The following is a 21,993-nucleotide window of genomic DNA, read 5'->3' on the forward strand; positions in this document are numbered from 1 at the left end:
TATACACCATGGAATTTATAAAACAACGGAACTCTTTTTTTTAACATAGTACCCACTTAAAAAAAGAAAAAAATAGCCATAAGAAAGCCCATAACAAAGAAAACGCAGCATACATCATCAAAATAAAAACAAAAAAAGTAAGTTACTTCAATTATGTTATTCACACTTTGGCATAGATTACCTTAAATATACATACATTTGTTTTTACAAATAAATACAACCAAAAATGAGCTTTCATAACAGAAGATACCAACACACCATAGCGCTCCTACAAAAGGTATTACCAGCCCCCGCAACAATTTTAGATTTAGGTACGAGAAATGCCTTTAGTGAAATTATGGAAGCACATGGATATACCGTATATAATACAGCAGGAGAAGATTTAGACGAATTGCCTGAAGTCGTAAAAAAACATAAAGTGGATGCCGTAACTGCCTTTGAAATATTTGAACATATGCTAGCACCACTTCATGTATTAAAAGAAATAGAAGCTACTAAACTGATAGCAACCATTCCTTTAAACTTGTGGTTTGCAAAAGCATATAGAAGTAATACAGATATGTGGGATAGGCATTATCATGAATTTGAAGATTGGCAATTTGATTGGTTATTGGAAAAAGGAGGATGGAAGACGCTCCATACAGAAAAGTGGACGAGTCCTATAAATAAAATAGGATTCAGACCTTTGTTAAGAAAATTTGTTCCAAGGTATTACGCCGTTTATGCAGAAAGAGGATGAGAATAGGAATGCTTTTAGATAGCGTTTTTCCACCCGATCCGAGGGTAGAAAATGAAGCAATAGCACTTATAAAAAAAGGGCACGAAGTGTTTTTGTTTTGTTTGCATTACCATGCTGGAAAGCAAGCAAAAGAAATTAATGGAATAAAAGTACGAAGATATCCTAGTAATACATTAATATACAAACTATCAGCATTAGCATATACCATTCCTGTATATACTTTTTTAATGAAGAAGAAGATCGTTCACTTCATCAAAAAAAATCGTATTGAGGCAATACACATACATGATATAAGAATAGCAGGGGCGGCATTTCAAGCAAATCAAAAGTTTCAACTTCCTACGGTATTAGATTTACATGATAATATGCCAGAAGTGATGAAGTTTTATCCGCATTTGCAAAAATTTCCAGGAAAGTACATTATTTCTCCTCAAAAATGGAAGAAGAAAGAGGAAGTATTTATTCAAAAAGCAAGTAAAGTAATTACAGTATCTCAAGAGTTTATAGAGGAATTAATAGGTAGGGGCATTGTTGGTAGAGAAAAAGTAGTATTGGTTCCTAATACCATAAGAGCTTCGTTTTATGAGAATGCCATTTTTAAGGAAGAACTAGCAAAAAGATATCAAAATAACTTTGTGATATTATATTTAGGAGATACGCATTTAAGAAGAGGATTACAAACTGCAATTGAATCTGTTAAAAGATTACACATTCAAATACCCAATATAAAATTAGTTATTGTAGGAAAAAATACCACCGATTATATTTTAAAAAAACAGGTAAAAGACTTAGGTATAACAGCGTTTGTAGATTTTGAAGGTTGGCAAAATGTATCATTATTTCCATCTTATATCAAAGCGAGTGATGTATGCATATCACCATTACATAGAAACATACAACATGATGTAGCTTATGCAAATAAGCTCTTTCAATATATGAGTTTTGGAAAACCTTTGTTAGTAAGCAATGCGACTGCTCAAAAAACATTGGTAGAAAAAATACAAGGAGGATTGGTTCATCTTGATAGAGATGTAGAAGATTTTTCAAATAAATTACGCACTTTATATGATAATAAAGAAGCCATGCAAGTATTTGGTAATAATGGCAAGCAGTTTGTAAGGAACCATTTTACTTGGAGCAAAACTTCAGAAGCACTCATTAATTTATATGACAACTTAGTAAATTGAAAGTACTAATTATAACATATTATTGGCCACCAGCAGGAGGCAGCGGGGTACAACGATGGTTGAAATTTGTGAAATATTTACAAAACTATGGAATAACTCCTGTTGTTTTTACACCAGCCAATGCAAAATACCCAATAACAGATGCCTCTTTATTAAAAGAATTACCTAAGAATATAACGGTATTACAATTGCCCATAACCAACCCTCAAGATTATGTAAGCTTTTTTACACCCAAGCATAAAAAAACAAAGCAAGCGGGGGTTGCCAATTTAAGTAAAGGCGGATTCTTATCATGGGTAAGAGGAAATTTTTTCATACCAGATGCAAAAAAATATTGGATCAAGCCCGCAGTAAAGTATCTTACCAATTATATAGAAAATAATACAATAGATGCTATTATTTCAACAGGGCCTCCACATAGTATGCATCTAATAGCACAGCAATTAAAAAGAAACTTAGGACTGAAGTGGATTGCTGATTTTAGAGATCCATGGACGAGCTTGTATTACAATGAAGATTTTAATTTAAGTAGTTTTGCAAAAAAGAAAAATAAGGCTTTAGAAAAGTCTGTATTAAAAGAAGCAGATACCGTTATAACAGTAAGTAAGCAACTACAAAAAGAGTTGGAAGAAACAGCTCAAAAAGTAGCATTAATACCCAATGGATATGATGACGAGGTACTTATAAACGAAGTTCTTTCTTTAGATTCTAAATTTTCATTAGCGCACATAGGGCTCTTACCAACTCAAAGTAATCCGCAAATATTATGGGAAGTTTTAAAAAGTATTGCAGAAGAAAATAAAGATTTTGAAAAAGACTTAGAAATTCGTTTAACAGGCAATGTGAATCCAACTACCTTGCAAGATTTAACAAGGTACCAACTCATAACAAAAACGAAGCTGAAAACCTCAGTACCACATCAAGAAGCTATTAGGCAACAAAAAAAAGCGCAAGTACTTTTATTGCTAATTCCTAATACCAAAAAATCAGCAGGAATTTTAACAGGAAAACTCTTTGAATACATTACTTCAAAACGTCCTATTTTAGGAATAGGGGCTAAACAAGGTGATGCAGCAGCAATTTTAAAAGAAACACAAACAGGTGTTTTAGTAGCTTTTGATGATCGTGAAGGGCTCACCAAAGAAATTAAAAGATTATATAAAAAATACAAAACAAATCAACTAAAGGTAACCCCGCAAAATATAGCGCAATACCACCGAAAAGCACTAACAGCAGAACTATCAGTACTACTAAAAACCAAATAAAAATTGGGCATTATATTAAAACAATCTTTAAAAAATACATTGGTCATTTATACCGCCTTTTTAATTGGAGGTATCAATACACTTGTATTTTATCCACAATTTTTAGGAGCTGAGTATTATGGAATGATAGTGGTGTTGCTATCCGCATCTAACCTCATCATGCCTTTTATAGCTTTTGGGGTACAACATAGCATCGTAAAATTCTTTTCAACATACAATACCAAAGAGCAAAAAGACCGTTTCCTTTCAATAAGCATCGTTATTCCCTTACTATTTGCTTTTGTTATTGGAGCCTTTTGGAACCATATGCATTATTGGATCATGAGTAAGATAGCAAAAGACAATGAAAATATAGAAAATTATACCCACTACATATACTTTATAGCGGTTTGCTGTGCATATTTTGAGTTTTTTTATGGTTGGGCAAAAGTACATTTGCAAACCGTATTTGGTAATTTGTTAAAAGAACTCTGGAACCGAATAATAATTACACTCTTGTTAGTGGTAGTAGGTTTCAAGATGATAAGTCCTTCTGAATTTATATATGCGCTAACAGCTGCTTATGCATTAAGAACACTTATTATGATGGGTTATGCATTTTCCATATACCTTCCAAGGTTTAGTGCCAATCTGCCTGACAATTATTTAGAAATAATAAAATACCTGCCCTATATTGTTATTGCAGGAAGTGCAGGAGCCCTTTTATTAGACATAGACAAGGTAATGATTCCAGGAAAAGAAAGCATACACAAAGCGGCCTATTATACGGTAGCTGTTTTTATAGGGTCATTTATAGAGGCTCCTGGTAGGGCTATGATGCAAATACTGCAACCCTTAACCTCCATATCATTAAACCAAGAAAAACTAAAAGAAATGGAGCAAATATACAAACAGAGTTCAATAAACTTATTAGTTATAGGAGGACTTTTTTTTGTTTTGGTAAATTGTGGGGTACATGAATTATTTAAACTAATGCCCGAAAAAGGATATGCAGGAGGTGAGCTAGTAGTACTGATGATTTCTTTGGTAAAACTATATAGTATGTTTTTAGGCACTAATGGAGCAATCATAAACAATTCTAAATTTTATAAAGTAGTATTACCCATTGGTGTAGGAATGGCAATATCAGCTTATGTGTTAAATAGTTTATTTTATTTTAACTTAGAATTAGGCACCAACGGACTTGCATTGGCAACCTTATTAACAATGTTCTTTTTTAATAGCTTCAAACTATGGTTTGTTAAACAGAAATTTAGCATAACACCTTTTACAACTAAAACGGTTCCTATGCTTTTAATTATAATAGGGGTATTGGGCGCTTTTTATTTTTGGAATTTTTCTTTTCACCCAATATATAACATTATATTAAAAAGTATTTTAATAGTGTTAAGCTACCTCTTTTTGGTCATGCAATTTGGCATTTCAAAGGAATTAACAATGCTATTTGCTAAGCTGTATAAAGCCAACTCCTAAAACTAGGAAGACAGTTGTTAAAACGCACCATTCTTTTTATATAAATAGAACTCATTCATTATCAGTGTTAATCTGTACAAGTTTTTGAAGTCGCTTTAAAAAGTTTGTACAAGATTTCACCTTCATTTTCTGTACAAGTTTTTGAAGTCGCTCCAAAATACAACTAGCTTAGAAAAAATTAAAAACCCTTTTGGAGGTTTTAATATTTAACCTATTTTTAGGCTAAATAAAGATGTATAGGTAATTTAATTACCGTTTGTGCTAATCATCACAGACAATTGCATTATGGTAATGTAGAAATACTTAAATCAAATGATAAAGTTTTTGAACTGAATATTGACAACAAGAAATTAACTGTTAAAAAAAAGCAGCTAACAAAACCTAAACTGCATTAAAACGCAGTTTAGCCAAAACGTTAGCTATTATTAAGAAAAATGATTAAATCAGCATTTGATACCACAAGTTTAAGTTATGAATCTTATCAATTTAGAGAGGAACTTAGACACGAATTTTATTTAAATGGGATTGAGCCTTTTAAATCTGGATTATGGGAATATGAAGGTAAATGGTACAATACTAAATATAAATTATACATTGCAATTTTAGCTCATGAAATTGCAGAGCAATTTGGAATATTAGATGTAGCTGCTTTAATAGGTGTACTTTCAGGAGCTCCAATGTTACCTACAAGAACAAAATTTAAAGGCTCAATAAAGGGCACCTCCATAGCATCAAAATATTTATCAAAGATACCAGGAGAATTACCTTTCCGTGCACCAACAGTTATTGGTTACCCTAAAATTATAGGAGGAAATGGATTAAGAATTAGATTGACAAATATCATTGGACGAATAATTGGCCGTGCTACTCCAATTATTGGTTGGGGAGTTTTAGCTTATGATTTAGGAAAAATACTTTATGATACACAACTGGTATTTAATCATATTACAGATGAAAAATAATACTACATTAGAAAAACTAATAAACTTTATTGCTACAGAATATTGGGTAGATCAAGAAAAAGTGTCTTTAGACACTAAAATTGGAGAAGATTTAAAAATAGGAGGAGATGATGGAATAGAATTTTTAGAGAAGTTTTTAGATTATTTTAATATTGATTACGATAAAAATAGACAGTGGCAACAGCATTTTGACTCTGAAGGCTTTAGTCTAATTAACTTTATTGGTATATATAATTGGTTTAGAGGTAGAAAAGATAATCAAAAATTATATGACCTAACAATTGAACACTTAGTAAAAGTAATAGAATTAGGATATTGGATAGATATGAAAGACGAATAAGAAGTACTTATGCTAACAATGTATAAAAATAATAGCGGTTTAATCGCTAAAATAAAAGTAAGTAAATATAAAAAAGGTCTATGTCTAACCGAAAAGTTAGTGGTTAAAAGTCCGCTACTATTCTGTAAGCTTCCCTAAATTAGAACTATTATTTAATCCAAATATATAAACAAATTTATCTTTGATAGAAATACCAACAATATTAAAATCAGTATAGTTTAAAATGCACAACGGGTTTACTTACTAAATTTTTACACATTCTTTATATAACTGTTTTACTCTTAGCATCAAGTCTCTCTAAGAGTTCATTTGACTTCACTAATGCCAAATCTAATATAAAAAAACTAGAGAGTTGTTTCTTGTTAACATCCACTAAAACCTATATATTAGTGCAACCAAAATGATTTCAATAATGAAATCAATTAGGTCAATTGAAAACTATGAAAAACAAGCCAATAAGTTTTCAGATTTTCGCCAGTTAAAACGTAGAGCATTTATTTAAAATATAAAAGCTAAATTGTCATGAATACCTTTAACGACATCAAAGAATTACTACAAACTCTAAATAGAGAGTCTAAACTAATTTCTGAAATGTTTACCAAAAGAAAATCTTTCGATTATAAATTGAGTGATGCTTTGGCACTAGTTGATTATAAAGAAGAGCAAATCGATTTTCTGATTCAAAGGTCAGTCATTCGAGAGAATGCTGGTGTTTTAGAACTCGACGATTTATTTTTAGAATTCTTCGAGCAAGTATTGGATGTTAATGAAGATATCAACTTGTCATTTATTGATGAAAACATCAAAAACATTAAAGATGAAATCAGTTACTTTCTAGTTGAAACAAACGAAAACAGAAAATATAATTATCTGCGAAAAATAAAAAAAATACTACGAAAAATTGGTGTTATTACTTTAAAGAGCGTTGTTGATTTAAGACGAAATATAGAAAATACTTTTAAAAACGAAGCCAACTACAACGTTAAAAAAATAAAATTAGAAAATCTTGATAAAAAAAGAGAATCCGTAAAAAGTCTTATAGCACAAACCTTAAATCTAATAAATAACCAAGAGCTTACTTTTTTTAATAGAGCTTTAGATGAAGAGTTAAATAGGATCATCATACATTTAAAATCCGAATTTAACGAATGCTCACATAATTTAATTGAGATTGAAAAACAGATTATCGACTATCTCAATCAAATAAAAATTCACGGTAGATTTTTAGAAAAATTACGCAAGCTAAAGTATTTAAAGGATCATTTTCTAATTGAATCGCAAACCAATGTAAAGCAAGTTTTATCAAGTAAAAACCCAGTTGTTTTTGAAGAAAGAATTACAGAGCCCTTACATATTTCAATTGATTTTTTACGAGAAGACGATCAGGCTTTCGAACTCATTAAAAAAGTTGCTACTAAACATAAAAACCGTACACTTTTAAAAGCAGAACTAGCCGATAGTATTTCAGAGGACTTCTTAGATAATACTATTGAAGAAGAAATTGTAATTAATTTTGAAGAGCTTAAAAATAGCTTCATTGCTACGAGTGATAACTTATTCAATTTCATCTTAAACTATAACTTTTTAAAACCTATAGATTTTAACGAGCGCGTTACTATATTTTGCCAAGTTATTTCTCTTTATGAAGAAGAATTAGATATTAAAAATCACTATGAAGTTACTAACGGATTAGAATACGCCATTGTTGTTGCTAAATAAATGATATGATATCAAAATACACATCCGATATATTTCACATTTTACGAAAAGGACAATTTATATGTTCAAACAGTCCTGACGAACACATACAAACACTCTACAAAATTTTAGAGGATGAAGATAATTTTGCCGATTTACACGAATATTTCTATCAAATAAACTACGTTTTAGAACACGGAAACGAATATTTTTATTTCAGCAGAAAGGAAAAAAACATCGATTTAGAACGAAAATTAGATAAAGCATTTGAGTGGATAGATATATTGGATTTCTTTAAAACTTTCGACTCGTCGTTTGATGTTGGTTACCGGTTTTCGCCTGCCGATATTGTAAACCAACTAAAAAACAATGCCGATTTAAAATCTAAACTTGATGGTTTTAAAAAAATAGGAAATGAAAAAAAGAAATACACCGAACGGATACAAAAACTTATTGAAAAACTTGAAAAAGAATATTTTGTTTCTTTAGAAAACGAAATCACAGAAACATATAAAGTCCTAACCTCTTTTCATTATCTAAAAGACATCATTTCAACCATAAATATCCCTGAAGATCTAGACAATGAGATACCTCAATAAAATAATTTTTATAAATAGTGCTTCTGTAACATATACAGAAATAGAATTAAACGGAAACGTGCATTTAATCGGTACACAAGGTGTAGGTAAAAGTACACTTTTGAGAGCTATCCTATTTTTTTACAGTGCTAATAAAAGTAAGTTAGGAATACCAAAAGAAAAACGAGGCTTTGATGATTATTATTTTCAATATCAAAACTCTTATATTGTTTACGAAGTGGTGAAAAACAACATTCCATTTTGCGTTTTAGCATATAAAACAAGTGGCAAAGTAGCGTTTAGATTTTTTGATTCTGCCTACAAATCAGCATTATTTTTAGACCAAAACAACAGAGCCTATGAAAATTGGGATAAAATTAGAGACAATTTTGGAAGAAATATCAATTACACTTCATTAGTGAATAGCTACGAAGATTATAGACGTATAATTTATGGCGACAACAAAGGCTTAAAGGCTAACTTTAGGAAATATGCGATTGTTGAAAGTAAACAATATCAAAATATTCCCAGAACAATTCAAAACGTATTTTTAAATTCTAATTTAGAAGCGAAATTTATAAAAGACACGATTATTAAATCGTTAAACGAAGAAGAATTTGATATTGATATCGAAAATTATTCAAAAGTGCATTTACGAGATTTTGAATCGCAAATAAACGATATTAAAATTTGGTTTAAAACCAATAAAAAAGGGCAAATTGTTGTTAGAAAACAAGCAGATTCAGTTGTAGAAAAACATCGTCTTTATAATTTTTTAAATCGTGAAAAACGAGAATTGACTTATAAATTAGCTTATAAAATAGATTGTATTGAAAATGAAAAGCCATCCTTAATTTCAAAGGAAACAGCAGAAAAATTAACTTTGAAAGAACTTGATAAACAAAGAGATAATCTTTCAGGAACTCATAAAAATAGGGAGCAAAAAATTATTTCAGGTATAGATCATTTAAAAAAGGAACTCTATAAAGCTAAAGAAAAACAAGAAGAGTACATCAACAAGAATATTACAGAAATCATTAAAAAGGTGGCGAATAAAAGTACTCTTTTAAAAGAAAATAATGCTCTAAAAGATGAAAAAAGCTTGCTTACTTCAAAATTTACAGAGGTTAAGGGCAAATACGATGCATTAATAAAGCAAGTTGAAAATCAACAACAAGAGTTTACAAATATTCAAAATGCCCAGATAAATACCATTAACAGCGATTTTACAACTCAAAAAAACAAAGTTACAGAAACTTATAAAGCACTAATCGATCAAATACATACTGATAATAAAGAGGATATTGACAAAGTAAACAGCAATTTAAAATTAATTGTTGATGAAGAGCAAAAAATTAAAATAAAAAAGTCTTCATTAAAACACCAAACCTTTTTTAAAGAAGAAATTGAAAGCTGTGAAAAAGAAAAGATAAATCTTAATAAACTTATTTCAGACGCTCAAATAAATATTAAAAAGGATAAAAACCTAACCGAAAACACGCGAAAAGAGTGGGATTTGGAAAAGCAGAGCGTTGAAAATTATCATAAAATAAAAATAGATAAAGCCAACGAAAACATTCAAAAACTTTCCGATGAAACCACAAAAATTAAACACAAAATTACCCAAAGTAAATCGTCGTTATATGGTTGGTTAAATGATCATTATCCTAACTGGGAAAACACCATTGGTAAAGTTATTGACGAAGATGTTTTGTTTACCAATGCATTAAACCCAAGGATAACGAATAAAGAAAATACAACATTTTTTGGTGTCGAACTCAATTTAAATGCGTTAAAAAGTAGAGTTAAAACAGTAAAAGACTATGAAAAAGAAATTAGCGATTTTAGTAGCCAAATAAATGGTATTCAAAAGAATATTCAGCAATTACATCAAGATAAACAGCATAATTTACAAAAGCTCAAAAAGAAATTTGGAAAAAAACTAAATGCGCTTAACGATGCAGTTTCAGAAAACGAGTACATTATTCAACAAACGGAACAAAAACTAAAGAAAAATACTATTGAGTTAAAAGAATGGATAGATAAATCCAAAAATCAAAAAGCTAAACTTTTTCAAGAATTAGAAGTCAATTTAGAAAAATTAGCTTTTAAAAAAGCAACTACAGAACAACAATTAGAGACAATTAAAAAAGGGGTTAAACGAAAAATCACACTTAAAGAAAAAGAACGTAACGCTAAAATTGAAAATTTAGAAAACGAAAAAAGCAATAGCATTAACCACCTGAAAACAGCTATTTCAGAAAGGAAAACAGATGCAGAAGAACGCATAAAAAATTTAAAAACAAAACAACTAAAAGAACTCGACACTAAAGGTGCAGACACCGAAAGACTTGAAATTATTGACCGTAGATTATCTACTATTTCTAATGATTTAAAATACATCGAAAATAATGAATGGCTTGTTTTTGAATACAAAAAAGACAAACGAGAACTTTTTGATAAGGTTCCGCAGTTAAAAATAGAAAAAACAAGGCTTGAAAAAAAGAAAAATACCATTGAGGAGTCTCACAAAATTGAAATGCAAAAAATGAATGCAAAGTATTTGCAACAAGAAGGCGTGGTAAAATCAATAGTTGAAAAGCTAAAACAGTTTGATACGGATTTAGGTGGATTTGAAACGTTCAAAAAATCGGAGGTATATTTAAGTGTTCAGCATTATTTTTCAGATGAAATAAAGGAGTTTGATAATTTAGAAACTGCTACTTCAATTATAATCGAACTCAATAACAAACATTGGAAAAGTATTCAAAGCTTTAAAGAATTACAACAAGCTACCAATGTGTTTACAGGAAATTTCAACGAAAATAACATCTTTAAATTCAATGTAAAGCTGAACACTGATAGCGATTATTTAAACTTTTCATCAGACCTTAAAGAATTTATTGAAGAAGATAAAATTAATGAATTTGAAAAAAGAGTAAATGAACGTTTTGCAAGTATTATTCGTTTAATTGGTCGAGAAACTACTGAATTAAACTCGAAAGAAGCCGAAATAGAAAAGGTAATTAAAAAAATCAATAATGATTTTGTGTCAAAAAATTTCGTACAAGCCATTAAAGAAATGGAAATGCGAACCAAAGAAAGTTCAAATCCTATTGTAAAAATTTTAATTCGCATAAAAGAGTTTAATGACAATAATAGCTTTGATTTAGGCGAAACTAATTTATTTACATCATCCGACACCAATTCAAAAAATCAAAAAGCGATTGATTTATTAAAAAAGCTTATCGAAGAAATAGACAAAACAAAAAGTAAAATCTTAACCCTATCTGAGTCTTTTGATTTAGAATTTAAAATTATTGAAAACGATAACGACTCGGGGTGGGTTGAAAAATTATCGAATGTTGGTAGTGAGGGCACGGATATTTTAGTAAAAACAATGATAAATATTTTACTTTTAAATGTATTTAAAGAAGGTGCATCACGACAATTTAAAGACTTTAAACTACATTGTATGATGGATGAAATAGGACGTTTACATCCAACCAATGTAAAAGGCATTTTGCGTTTTGCCAACGAACGTAATATTTTGCTTATTAATGGCTCGCCTACCAGTCAAAATGCTACAGATTACAAATACACTTTTAAATTATCAAAACAACAATCAAAAACTGATACTAAAAAATACGTTACTAAAATAAATCGATTAGTTAAAGTAACTCAAACAGCTTAACAGAATGCAGTTATCACTAAAAACAGCAAAAATATTATTACAGTTAATAAACGGTGAAAGCATAGCTAATAGCTCTGCTAAAGGAAAACTTATTGATAATTTAGTTTCAGAAAACATATTAGAAAGAAAAGGAAAACATCGTAAAACAATCACACTTTCTAACAAAAAAAGCTTTGAACTATACATGGCAAATCAGTTACAAATAGATAATCTAAAGGATTATGTTGCTGCTTTAGAAAATGATGTAACTTCTCGGGCAGAGTTTGTACAAATTACTACAGACTCTAAACACTCAAAAGAGCGTGCCTTTAAAGGTTTTTTAATAAATTGCTACGAGCCTATAAAAGCAAAATTAAATGGAGAGGATATAATTATCAATCCACAAAAAGGAAGTTTTATTTTTATTTTCGATTACGAAACTTTCAGAGTTTCTGAAAATGTTACTCTTGTTGGTATTGAAAACTCTAAAAATTTTAGTGAAATTGAAAGTCAACGATATTTATTTAATGAAATAACACCTTTATTTATTTCACGTTACCCACAAAATCAAAATAAAGACTTTATTAAATGGATGCAATCGGTTTCAAATAAGTACATGCATTTTGGCGATTTTGATTATGCAGGAATTGGTATTTATTTAAATGAATATAAACGTTACTTAAATGAAAAAGCTTCGTTTTTTGTTCCAAAAACTATAGAGCAAGATTTAATATTAAAAGGCAACAGACAACGTTATAATAAACAAAATGTTAATTTTAATGTTGAAGAAATAAACGAACTTGAAATTTTAAAATTGTTAAAGTTAATCAACAACACAAAAAAAGGTTTAGACCAAGAATACTATATTAACGTGAGTTCGACATAAGAAAACAATCCTAAGTATTGATTAATAGCTTGTTTTACATTTTTTCTGTTTGTTAACTATTGAATTCTTAATCAGATATGAATAAGGCCTGTTTTTATCATGAAAACTAATTAGCTAACAGACCTTAAAAATGTAATTAATTGATACTCATTAAGTATTACATCAAACTCACGTTAAATATCAGTGTAAAGCTATACAGATTTTTACTCTGCTCCAAAAAGTTTGTACAAAACGAAGCCATTAAATAGCGATTATTACTGAAAAGCAGGGGCAATGTGGTAGGCAAATAGGCGCTAAAATGCTTCAATAAAGCGCCTTATAAACTTAACACTTATGGGCAAACTTAGTAATAGTCACACAGCAAATACAACTAGCTTAGAAAAAATTAAAAACCCTTTTGGAGGTTTTAATATTTAACCTATTTTTAGGCTAAATAAAGATGTATAGATAATTTAATTACCGTTTGTGCTAATCATCACAGACAATTGCATTATGGTAATGTAGAAATACTTAAACCAAATGATAAAGTTTTTGAACTGAATATTGACAACAAGAAATTAACGGTTAAAAAAAAGCAGCTAACAAAACCTAAACTGCATTAAAACGCAGTTTAGCCAAAACGTTAGGTGTCATTAGAAATAAAATCCAAATGATAAGTATAGAAGAAATTCAAAAGACATACTCAAAGTTTTCAGATGATGAACTTTTAAAGATAGTAAGAGATATTAAGTCATTAAGAAAAGACGTAATTCCAATACTTCAAAATGAATTGAAAGAAAGAAATCTAACAATCGGATTAGAAAAAGTAAATGATTTTCTTTTAAAAGAAGTTACGAAAAATGCAAATGAAAATTTTGAACCAAAAAAATTCATTGAAGAAGAATTAAAACAAGGATATTCTTTAGAAACTATAAAACATAAATTAAATCATATGGATGTAAATATGTTTGAAGTTATAGGAAATGATAATAGAGACGATGAATTCTTAAGACAGTTTATTGAAACAAATAAGAAAAAAGGGATAAAAATTGCTGAAATTGAGAAAGATTTAAAAGAAAAGTTTAATGTACCTATCGAAAAAACAAGAGCTTTAGATGAAATAATTCAGAAAGAAGGAAATAAAAACAAATTTATAGGTTTTGGACTTGTTGTATTTTCAATTTTATCGATTTTTCTTAAAGGCGGTATAGGAATATCAACAATGGTATTATTTTTATTGGGTATGTGGAGAATAGTTCTAGGATTCAATAAGTCATGAGAACGAACACATAACACCGTATAAAATTAATTGCTAGTACAAGCCTACTTAAGAAAGTCCTCGCGAATTTTCAATCCTAAGTTTTTTCTTAGAAAATTTATTTCTAAATTCACGTAAAAACTAATAGCCGAGACCGTTAGCCATTATTAAGAAAAATGAATAGGATAGATACACTTTTACCTGTTGCTACATTAATTCTCGGTAGGGGGTTATCTGAATTTAGGAAAGGAAAAACAACGTAAAAAAAATCAAAAAACTCTTATTTAATCTTCTTGAATTAAGATGGCTTTTAAAGAGAGAAATGGACTCAATTAATTCGTCTCAACAAAACTAGACACTCCAACTAGCTTAGAAAAAATTAAAAACCCTTTTGGAGGTTTTAATATTTAACCTATTTTTAGACTAAATAAAGATGTATAGATACATTGCTTACCATATAAATGGAGTTGTATAACGATGTGTTTTATACGTATATAAACAAGTTGTATTTAATTGGAAAACTGTTAAACATATTTAAAATTAAAAAACACCGCAGAGTTTTTCTGTAAATAACTGACATTGATAGCTTAAAATGAAAAAAAAAACAAAGACTTATTTTATAGTACTCGTAAACTTTGTGATTATATTTTGTTCTAATTGGTATATAAAGTTCAGAATAGCGAAAGCGAATAAATTATTGAGGTTTATAAAAATCAATAGTACTGACTTTAGTGAGAAAGAAAGAGTCTATGCTGGAATTAATCAAATTAATGAAATAGGGTTTGGTACAGACTTAATACTATTGTTTAGTGGAATATTATTTTTTTTAAATTCTATTTCCTTGAAATACGTACTTAAGACTAATCTTTGGTTCTTAAAAGCACTATTTGTTTTTATAATAACAATTTTTGGGTCATTTTTGTTTTACCTTTCAATTCAAAAAACATCTTAAAAAAAACTATTAGCAACACCATCTAAACTGCACTAAAGCGCAGCTTACCCAAACCATTGCAAATAATACTGAACAAGATGATGGGATATTACTCAAAGTATACCGACAGAATGGATATTCATATTGAAGAAAGTCGAGGAACAATTTTAATAAAACAAAAATGGCGATACTTTTGGCTTAATTCTATGAATACTTCAAGATGGACATATTCGGAAAAACAAAAATTCCATAAAGAAGTAGACAATTTAATTTGGAATAGCTGGGGTAAATACTTCTTTTTAAAAGTTAAAGGAAATTCTGATTTTGCAATAAGAAATGCAAAGAAAAGATGGGATGTAAATTTTGATATTGAATGGGTACAATATGGAGAACACTGGAAAGTGAATGTGACTAAATACCCAAGTAATCATCTAGCTCATATAACAAGTGGCGTAGATTGGAATAATAAAATTATAAAATTAGACACAAAAGATACTTCTTGGAGGAGAAGAGTTAGGGCTCAGGAAAGCTTCTATCAATACCCGATAGCTCATGAATTTGGGCATGCAGTAGGAAACTCAATTCATGCCAGTTCAGGCATGCACGGAGATGAATACAATCCTTCTAGCAATTATTTTAAAGATAAAAACAGTCTTATGAATATCGGAAATAGATTAAAAGATAGGCATCTAGATTACATCTTACGAGAATTGAATACAATGGTTTCAAACTCAAAATTCAGTAAATACTAATTCTAAAATGGCAATGAAATTTTATACAATAATACTTTTAGCATTGATAAGTTGTGGTGAAAAAAAAGATAAAAACATGGTTCTTAAATCAAAACAATATAATTCAGATAAAATAACAAAAACGCAAGACAGCATATCGCTTAAAGATATAACACTGTTGAAAAAACAAGAAGCTATTCTAAAATATGGAAATTTAGTTTCAAGTAACCAGTTTGTTTTAGATGACGCACAGGGTGAATTTAGAAATAATATTACTTATTCGTATTCAGAAGAAGAAAGACTTAGTGAAAGTGTAATTATAGATGAATTAACTTGGGAGAAAGATAGTTTGAACTTTATAACATTGTGGTATGAAGGAGAAAAGTTAAAAAGTTATTTAATATGGGGAAAAGGATTTGAATTTTAAAACTACTATTTGCAACACCACCTAAACTGCATTAAAAGGCACCATACCCAAACCATTATTAAGAAAAATGAATAGGATAGATACACTTTTACCCGTTGCTACATTAATTCTCGGTAGGAGGTTATCTGAATTTAGGAAAGGAAAAACAACGTAAAAAAAATCAAAAAACTCTTATTCAACCTTCTTGAATTAAGATGGCTTTTAAAGAAAGAAAAGGACTCAATTAATTCGTCTCAACAAATGTAAATACTCCATTAGCAACAAACACCAAAAAGACCCTTTTTTAATTAAAAAACAAAAAAAGTAACAGCCCTACACAATAAAACAACAAAAAATCCGATATAAATAACAAGAAGTTACTTCTTAAAAAAAAATTGTAACCATTTAAAATTTATATATTATGGAATTGAATTTCACATTGTTGGAAACAAAAGCCGCTTGCGATGCAGCTATTGAAACTACCCAATCAGAAAAAACGCTATTAGAAAGAAGACTAAGAAACTTAGGAGAATCTTTAACAGACAAAGAGCTAAGAACTCAGCGAGTACAAGAAGGTATAATTAGTGTAAAAGCTATTATAACAGGATTTGAATCAGCATTAGGAGTAATTACAGATGAAAAAGAAAAACGAAGCTTGGAGTTAAAAATAGAAAGAGAAGAAACCAAGTTAAAAGCCTTAGAAAACAGAAATGCTAATTACAGCGCTGTTAATGTTATTGAAGATCAAATAGACCACCAACAACTAGAGGCACAAGTAGCCATACTAAACACAGCACTTAATGAAATAGCAGCACACAAAGAAACATTAACAGTATAACCCATTAAAACAAATGCTAAAAGCTGAATTGTAAAAACAATTCAGCTTTTTTTTTATGCCTTTTTTTAACACATACAAAGGCTATTTTTTATTTTGATAATTTCAAAAAATAACAACAATTACAATCTGTTCTTTAAATTCTCTAGCTGATTTATAATATGTTGTATTTCAGTTTTAGGATCCATAGTGGCTTTAGTACTATGAAACAAATCCTTAATATCAACATCTAAAGTCTTTGCTATTTTTGCGAGCATTTCAAAACTAGGCGTTTGAGTCCCCGAAACAATTCTAGCAATACTTGTTTTTGTTAAACCAACTTCTTTCCCAAAAGTTTCGTAAGTATATCCCTTACTTTTTATTTGCTCTTTTATATTTAAAAAATCCATAATTGATATTTATTGCCTCTTACAAAGGTACGTAAAATGTAATTTAAATTAATAAAAGTTACATCATGCTTGTCCTTTAGTGTATTAATATGTATCTTTGTTGTTATAATAGTTACGTTAAATGTAATGAATGTATAAGTTGAACTTATATTTACACCATCAAAATAGCAGTAAAACTATTATTTTAATAAAAACTAAGTACAAAAAAAGCACAAAAAAAGTATTAAATAAGTATAAATAACAGCAAAACCAACAAACATTATGAGCAATTTAAAAAAAGAAAAAGCAGTACTCATGGAAGCACACATGGTAAAAACCATTTATGAATTTACAAAATATGGAAAAACAAAAGACATAAAAAAAACAATGCATGAAATGTTATATGACACCTTTGCCAGTCAAAAAAAGAATGGCAATATGGAGTTAAGCTACACCTTAAATATGCTCTATAACTTTAAAATACTATGCAATTTGTTAGATCAAATTCAAGAATATGAAGACACTATTTATCCCCCCATGTTTTAACGAATCAAAAAGCATAAAAAAACCCACTCAAAAGAATTGAGCGGGAAAATTGCTATGAAAAAGAAAAAGTATATTCGGATATCTCCGAATAACTTAGGCAAATATACAAAATAAAAAAGATAAGAACCTAATTTTTTTTATCTTTTTTTTAAAATAAGCTTTTCTCACTATGTTATATAAGCAATACGTGCTACTATATTTCCTAAAAAAGCCCATATATGCCCTTTCAATAGCCCCATAAAAAACAATACCTTTATATAAAAAAGCCCTACTATTTTTTAATAATAATACATAACTATTTGATTTATAGTGTAAAACTGTGCAAACTTTTTAGCACAAGCTAAAAAGTTTGTACAGCAAACAGAGTTAACATCTTGTACAGTGTTTTTTCGCGATAAAAAAACGCTGTACAAAAAATGGAGTTAACATCTTGTACAGTGTTTTTTCGCGATAAAAAAACGCTGTACAAAAAATGAAGTTAAAATCCTGTACCCTGTTTTTTGGAGAGAAAAAACAGCATACAGCAAATAACAACGGAAAAGAAAGCAATAGTAAAACAACAATTCTTTATAAAAAAGAACATACAAGTGTAAGCAAAATCAATTCCCATTATAAAATCATTACAAATCAGAATAAGCACCATCATGAAGTAGTTTACACTTTTTCTTACAACCTAACTAAGACTATGCAACTCAAAAAAAACTAAATTTTTGCTTCAAAACAACAAGTTTAAATCACGTGCAATATATAAATTCGTTTTTTGTGAGTTATAAACAAACAAAAGTTATATATAAAACATAAAAAAAACTAGTAAAATAATACGAATAACGTTATCTTTGGGGAGCATTTCAGCAATACGACTCACATTCAAAAGTCAATCATTAAATAATTATGCCATATACAAAGCATAAAAGAAGAAGAAAATAAGCCGCTCTTTAAAGCAAAAAAGAGACAGAAAACCATTAAAGAAGAAAAATGTTAAAAGAAAACCCCTGCCAAATTTCTATAGCCGGTGTGCCTATAGATCGCTATGTAAGCCTAAAATTAGTACAAAAAGTAAACGAACATCACACTTTTGAGGTAGCACTAGACAATGAAATTTTTATACTCAAAAAAGGAACCGATATATTTACTCCCAAAGAATACATCGGTAAATCCATTTATATAGAAATAGAAAACTACGATTTTTTAGGAAGAATTACAGCAATGGATTTTGAGATGTCAAAAGGAGAATACGGACATACAATACTCAAAGGATATTCTAAAACAATTTTGTTAGAATCTGGAAACAGATTAAAGTCGTGGACAAACAAAAGCATGCCACAAATTGTTAAGAATATTTTAGAAACATCAAGAATGCAAGGAATGATAGCGCCAGAAACCGACTTTATCATACCTTACCAATGTCAGTACAATGAAAGTGACTTCGCCTATTTACAACGTTTGGCAAAACAATACCACGAATGGTTCTATTACGAAGGAGAATACATTGTATTTGGAAAACCCAAAGAAGGAAAAAATAGCATTGATTTAGCATACAATGAAGAGGTATATGAAGTAAAAATAACCACCCAAACTGCCGCAGTATCTCAAAGAACTTACGATTTTAGCTATCCAGAAAACAAAATGTTAGCCGCGCCTGCTAAAAATGATAAAGCAACCAGTGCCATTGCTGAATACGCATTAAATGCCGCCTTAGAGTTGTATCCAACCAAAACATTAGGCATGCCAGAAACAGTAGTAGGAGACAAGTATGAAATGGATCGTTATTTATTAGGAAAAACCGAAAGTATTTTAAGTGAATTTGATGTATTAGAAGCAAAAAGTAAATATGTAGGCTTAGAAATAGGAAGTGTAATTCGATTAACCAGCCAAGAAAAACATATTGGAGACAGCTATTTAATTACAGAAATAACCCATACAGAAGGACAAGGAAAGGAATATGAAAATCAATTCAAAGCCATTGCGTCCAATAGTAGGTATTTACCCGAGCCAAAAGTAAAGTCAGTAATGGCAGGTACGCAAAGAGCCATTGTAGTGGACAACGAAGACCCATTGCATAAAGGGCGAGTAAAAGTACGAATGCTATGGCAAGAAAATGAAATGACAACCAACTGGATTCAAGTATTAGCTTCAGATGCAGGAAGTAGCAATGTAGTAGAAAAAAATAGGGGCCATGTATTCATTCCAGAACAAAGAGATCAAGTACTCATAGGCTTTCACCATAACGATCCTAACCGTCCGTTTGTATTAGGAAGTTTACATCATTTTGATAGCGCAGTAGGAGGAAAAAAAGATAATAATGTAAAAAGCCTAAAAACACGTAGCGGGCATACCATAGAGTTAGACGATACTAGGGGAAAAGAAAAAATACATATTTATGACCATGAAGGAAGCATTATTACTTTTGATACTAAAAAGAAATCTCTTTATATACAAGCCACAGAAAATTTAGAGCTCACAGCTAAAAATATCAAAATAGCAGCCAAAGAAAATATAAACATACAAGCACAAGGCGAAATTAAAGCCGCTTCCGAAAAAAATACCACCATACTAGTAGCAGGAGCTATGGAAGTACAAGCAAATAAAGATGTAGCTTTCACCAGTAATGCCAATGTTGCCATAGAAGGAAAAGGAAATATAGATGTAAAAGGAAAGAACACCATATTACAGGCAGAAAAAGCGGCCGAGTTAAAAGGGCAGGAAACCAAAATAGAAGGGCAAGGAGTGGTTGTACAAGGAGCTAGCGGAAAAGCGGAAGTAAAATAAATATGAAAAATACAGTTAAATCAATTACATATATAGGAGGAAAATCATTTTTAAAGTGGATTACTCTTATAACAATAGGGTTTGTAATAACCGCTTTGTTTTTTATTGTTGCTTTATATATGAATATAGGGCGCTCAGGTGGCGGACATGGAAGTATTTATGGGCTATTTATAGGGCTTTTAATAGGCAATATACCTGGTTTAGTTATAATTTTTGGAGCACCAATTTTCTTTGGGATATATATAGCATTTGCAAATAAAATAACGATTCAAAATGCAATTCATTTATTTTGGGAAAATAATGCAGGAGAGGTCTTGTTAAAAAAAGTAAGAACATTAACCTCTAAAATAGTGGATACAAAAGATTGGAAAACTTTTGTAAAAGATAAAAAACTATTTCAAAAAACATTATTACAAGAAAATAATAATACAGATACTCCTAAGCTCCAAAAAAAAATAATCAATTATATTTTAAAAAAAGTCCGATTGGAAGATGTGGATTTTAAAGACCCTAAATTAAAAATATCAGAGGTCATTGCAGATAAGTTTGGTAATCTAATAACAGAAAATATAAAACCATCTTTAAAGCCGTTTTGGATAGTAATGCTAGTTCAGTTTTTATTGTTTGTATTGTCATTGAAATATGCCTAATAGCAAGCCAAGCGAGAAAGAGCACACGAAATGAAAAGCATTTATATTTATTAAAAACAAGAAGGATAAACGAAACAATTCATAAAAAAGAACCCTCCAATACCACTAAAAAAGAATATCTATGAAGCAATATACCTATCTAATAGCCATACTTTTTTTAACCAGTTGTAAAACGAGCATAAAAAAAGAAACGAAAGATACGAACAGCCCAGCATACAAAGCATTTATGGCACAAAAACACCGTTTTGAATTAAACGGTTGCGAACTTACCTACAATGGCAAACCATTTCGGTTAGGAATGTCTTTAAAAGAGTTTGAAAAGGTGTTTGGAGATTATAACACCAAAGGGTTTGGTAATTTTATTGTGGATTTTATTGATTCGCCTATAACAGCATCAAAAGATTCAGTAGATATAATAAATGCTTTAGGAATTTCATTTAAAAAAGGAGTAAATTATATGATGGTGAATCATACCATTCTTTCTAAAGAAGAAAAATTTGAGGATTTTATTAGAAAAACTTCAAAATTTGAATTTGACGATTTTTTGATATCATCCGATGGGTATAAGTATGAGCAGCTAGATTGTAATTATGAATATTTTTTTAGGTCTCCTGTAATTTTTAACCGAATAGGAGGGGGGCATATAGCACTTACAGGAAAGCCCAAGTTAGATAAAACAAGTCCAGTAAAAGAGGTAATTATTAATTATTATCAATAAA

Annotated in this window: 20 protein-coding genes; 19 read left to right on the forward strand and 1 reads right to left on the reverse strand. The window is 29.6% G+C overall.

From position 1 onward, the window contains the following. Positions 1–226 precede the first annotated feature (226 nt). From MARIT_RS05490 to MARIT_RS05560, 14 genes are all read left to right on the forward strand, one after another. A complete protein-coding gene (locus tag MARIT_RS05490; RefSeq protein ID WP_100210992.1) occupies positions 227–739 on the forward strand; it encodes a methyltransferase domain-containing protein in 513 nt (170 codons plus the stop codon). Further along, complete coding sequence (locus MARIT_RS05495; protein ID WP_100210993.1) at positions 736–1,926, forward strand: glycosyltransferase family 4 protein; 1,191 nt, start codon at positions 736–738, stop codon at positions 1,924–1,926. The genes MARIT_RS05490 and MARIT_RS05495 overlap by 4 nt, the downstream gene beginning before the upstream one ends. Then, positions 1,923–3,191, forward strand: coding sequence for a glycosyltransferase family 4 protein (locus MARIT_RS05500; protein ID WP_100210994.1), 1,269 nt, complete (start codon positions 1,923–1,925; stop codon positions 3,189–3,191). The genes MARIT_RS05495 and MARIT_RS05500 overlap by 4 nt, the downstream gene beginning before the upstream one ends. 3 nt (positions 3,192–3,194) lie before the next feature. Continuing rightward, complete coding sequence (locus MARIT_RS05505) at positions 3,195–4,664, forward strand: lipopolysaccharide biosynthesis protein (protein WP_100210995.1); 1,470 nt, start codon at positions 3,195–3,197, stop codon at positions 4,662–4,664. A 434-nt stretch (positions 4,665–5,098) separates the two neighbouring features. Continuing rightward, positions 5,099–5,626 (forward strand): hypothetical protein, encoded by a 528-nt coding sequence (locus MARIT_RS05510; RefSeq protein WP_100210996.1) that lies wholly within the window; start codon positions 5,099–5,101, stop codon positions 5,624–5,626. After that, positions 5,616–5,966 (forward strand): DUF1493 family protein, encoded by a 351-nt coding sequence (locus MARIT_RS05515; RefSeq protein ID WP_024742369.1) that lies wholly within the window; start codon positions 5,616–5,618, stop codon positions 5,964–5,966. Before MARIT_RS05510 ends, MARIT_RS05515 begins: the two co-directional genes overlap by 11 nt. A 522-nt stretch (positions 5,967–6,488) precedes the next feature. Further along, a complete protein-coding gene (locus MARIT_RS05520; RefSeq protein ID WP_100210997.1) occupies positions 6,489–7,685 on the forward strand; it encodes a hypothetical protein in 1,197 nt (398 codons plus the stop codon). 5 nt (positions 7,686–7,690) lie between these two features. Continuing rightward, the gene (locus MARIT_RS05525) at positions 7,691–8,263 is read left to right on the forward strand and encodes a condensin complex protein MksE (protein WP_100210998.1); all 573 of its coding nucleotides are present in this window, start codon (positions 7,691–7,693) and stop codon (positions 8,261–8,263) included. Continuing rightward, positions 8,247–11,936 carry an ATP-binding protein gene (locus MARIT_RS05530; protein WP_100210999.1) on the forward strand — a complete coding sequence of 1,230 codons (3,690 nt, stop codon included), beginning with the start codon at positions 8,247–8,249 and terminating at the stop codon, positions 11,934–11,936. The genes MARIT_RS05525 and MARIT_RS05530 overlap by 17 nt, the downstream gene beginning before the upstream one ends. Positions 11,937–11,940: 4 nt before the next feature. Further along, positions 11,941–12,801 carry a DUF7281 domain-containing protein gene (locus tag MARIT_RS05535; protein ID WP_100211000.1) on the forward strand — a complete coding sequence of 287 codons (861 nt, stop codon included), beginning with the start codon at positions 11,941–11,943 and terminating at the stop codon, positions 12,799–12,801. A 649-nt stretch (positions 12,802–13,450) separates the two neighbouring features. Next, positions 13,451–14,059, forward strand: a complete 609-nt coding sequence (locus MARIT_RS05540; RefSeq protein WP_100211001.1) for a hypothetical protein — start codon at positions 13,451–13,453, stop codon at positions 14,057–14,059. Positions 14,060–15,100: 1,041 nt separating this feature from the next. Then, on the forward strand, positions 15,101–15,721 hold the full coding sequence (locus MARIT_RS05550) for a hypothetical protein (RefSeq protein ID WP_157926200.1): 621 nt from the start codon (positions 15,101–15,103) through the stop codon (positions 15,719–15,721). A 13-nt stretch (positions 15,722–15,734) separates the two neighbouring features. Then, entirely contained in the window at positions 15,735–16,127 is a 393-nt protein-coding gene (locus MARIT_RS05555; RefSeq protein ID WP_157926201.1) for a hypothetical protein, read from the forward strand. Positions 16,128–16,527: 400 nt separating this feature from the next. Beyond that, complete coding sequence (locus MARIT_RS05560) at positions 16,528–16,944, forward strand: hypothetical protein (protein ID WP_024742380.1); 417 nt, start codon at positions 16,528–16,530, stop codon at positions 16,942–16,944. A gap of 119 nt (positions 16,945–17,063) precedes the next feature. Here the strand turns inward: MARIT_RS05560 and MARIT_RS05565 are convergent, their stop codons facing one another. Then, complete coding sequence (locus tag MARIT_RS05565) at positions 17,064–17,330, reverse strand: helix-turn-helix domain-containing protein (RefSeq protein WP_024742381.1); 267 nt, start codon at positions 17,328–17,330, stop codon at positions 17,064–17,066. Between the two features lie 261 nt (positions 17,331–17,591). Here MARIT_RS05565 and MARIT_RS05570 point away from each other — a divergent pair, with 261 nt between their 5' ends. The 5 genes from MARIT_RS05570 (at position 17,592) to MARIT_RS05590 (ending at position 21,992) form a co-directional block, all read left to right on the forward strand. Further along, positions 17,592–17,855 (forward strand): hypothetical protein, encoded by a 264-nt coding sequence (locus MARIT_RS05570; RefSeq protein WP_024742382.1) that lies wholly within the window; start codon positions 17,592–17,594, stop codon positions 17,853–17,855. 472 nt (positions 17,856–18,327) lie between these two features. After that, on the forward strand, positions 18,328–18,561 hold the full coding sequence (locus MARIT_RS05575) for a hypothetical protein (RefSeq protein ID WP_100211004.1): 234 nt from the start codon (positions 18,328–18,330) through the stop codon (positions 18,559–18,561). 269 nt (positions 18,562–18,830) lie between these two features. Continuing rightward, complete coding sequence (locus MARIT_RS05580) at positions 18,831–20,624, forward strand: type VI secretion system Vgr family protein (RefSeq protein WP_100211005.1); 1,794 nt, start codon at positions 18,831–18,833, stop codon at positions 20,622–20,624. 2 nt (positions 20,625–20,626) lie between these two features. After that, positions 20,627–21,274 (forward strand): hypothetical protein, encoded by a 648-nt coding sequence (locus MARIT_RS05585; RefSeq protein ID WP_100211006.1) that lies wholly within the window; start codon positions 20,627–20,629, stop codon positions 21,272–21,274. A gap of 121 nt (positions 21,275–21,395) precedes the next feature. Beyond that, a complete protein-coding gene (locus MARIT_RS05590; protein WP_100211007.1) occupies positions 21,396–21,992 on the forward strand; it encodes a DUF7738 domain-containing protein in 597 nt (198 codons plus the stop codon). The last annotated feature ends 1 nt before the right edge of the window (position 21,993 follow it).

It is taken from the genome of Tenacibaculum maritimum NCIMB 2154, assembly GCF_900119795.1.
Lineage (GTDB): Bacteria > Bacteroidota > Bacteroidia > Flavobacteriales > Flavobacteriaceae > Polaribacter > Polaribacter maritimus.

Coding starts and splice junctions, on each gene's coding strand:
- MARIT_RS05490 (WP_100210992.1), top strand. CDS start 227: ATGAGCTTTCATAACAGAAGATACCAACACACCATAGCGCTCCTACAA.
- MARIT_RS05495 (WP_100210993.1), top strand. CDS start 736: ATGAGAATAGGAATGCTTTTAGATAGCGTTTTTCCACCCGATCCGAGG.
- MARIT_RS05510 (WP_100210996.1), top strand. CDS start 5,099: ATGATTAAATCAGCATTTGATACCACAAGTTTAAGTTATGAATCTTAT.
- MARIT_RS05515 (WP_024742369.1), top strand. CDS start 5,616: ATGAAAAATAATACTACATTAGAAAAACTAATAAACTTTATTGCTACA.
- MARIT_RS05520 (WP_100210997.1), top strand. CDS start 6,489: ATGAATACCTTTAACGACATCAAAGAATTACTACAAACTCTAAATAGA.
- MARIT_RS05525 (WP_100210998.1), top strand. CDS start 7,691: ATGATATCAAAATACACATCCGATATATTTCACATTTTACGAAAAGGA.
- MARIT_RS05530 (WP_100210999.1), top strand. CDS start 8,247: ATGAGATACCTCAATAAAATAATTTTTATAAATAGTGCTTCTGTAACA.
- MARIT_RS05535 (WP_100211000.1), top strand. CDS start 11,941: ATGCAGTTATCACTAAAAACAGCAAAAATATTATTACAGTTAATAAAC.
- MARIT_RS05540 (WP_100211001.1), top strand. CDS start 13,451: ATGATAAGTATAGAAGAAATTCAAAAGACATACTCAAAGTTTTCAGAT.
- MARIT_RS05550 (WP_157926200.1), top strand. CDS start 15,101: ATGGATATTCATATTGAAGAAAGTCGAGGAACAATTTTAATAAAACAA.
- MARIT_RS05555 (WP_157926201.1), top strand. CDS start 15,735: ATGAAATTTTATACAATAATACTTTTAGCATTGATAAGTTGTGGTGAA.
- MARIT_RS05560 (WP_024742380.1), top strand. CDS start 16,528: ATGGAATTGAATTTCACATTGTTGGAAACAAAAGCCGCTTGCGATGCA.
- MARIT_RS05565 (WP_024742381.1), bottom strand. CDS start 17,330: ATGGATTTTTTAAATATAAAAGAGCAAATAAAAAGTAAGGGATATACT.
- MARIT_RS05570 (WP_024742382.1), top strand. CDS start 17,592: ATGAGCAATTTAAAAAAAGAAAAAGCAGTACTCATGGAAGCACACATG.
- MARIT_RS05575 (WP_100211004.1), top strand. CDS start 18,328: ATGAAGTTAAAATCCTGTACCCTGTTTTTTGGAGAGAAAAAACAGCAT.
- MARIT_RS05580 (WP_100211005.1), top strand. CDS start 18,831: ATGTTAAAAGAAAACCCCTGCCAAATTTCTATAGCCGGTGTGCCTATA.
- MARIT_RS05585 (WP_100211006.1), top strand. CDS start 20,627: ATGAAAAATACAGTTAAATCAATTACATATATAGGAGGAAAATCATTT.
- MARIT_RS05590 (WP_100211007.1), top strand. CDS start 21,396: ATGAAGCAATATACCTATCTAATAGCCATACTTTTTTTAACCAGTTGT.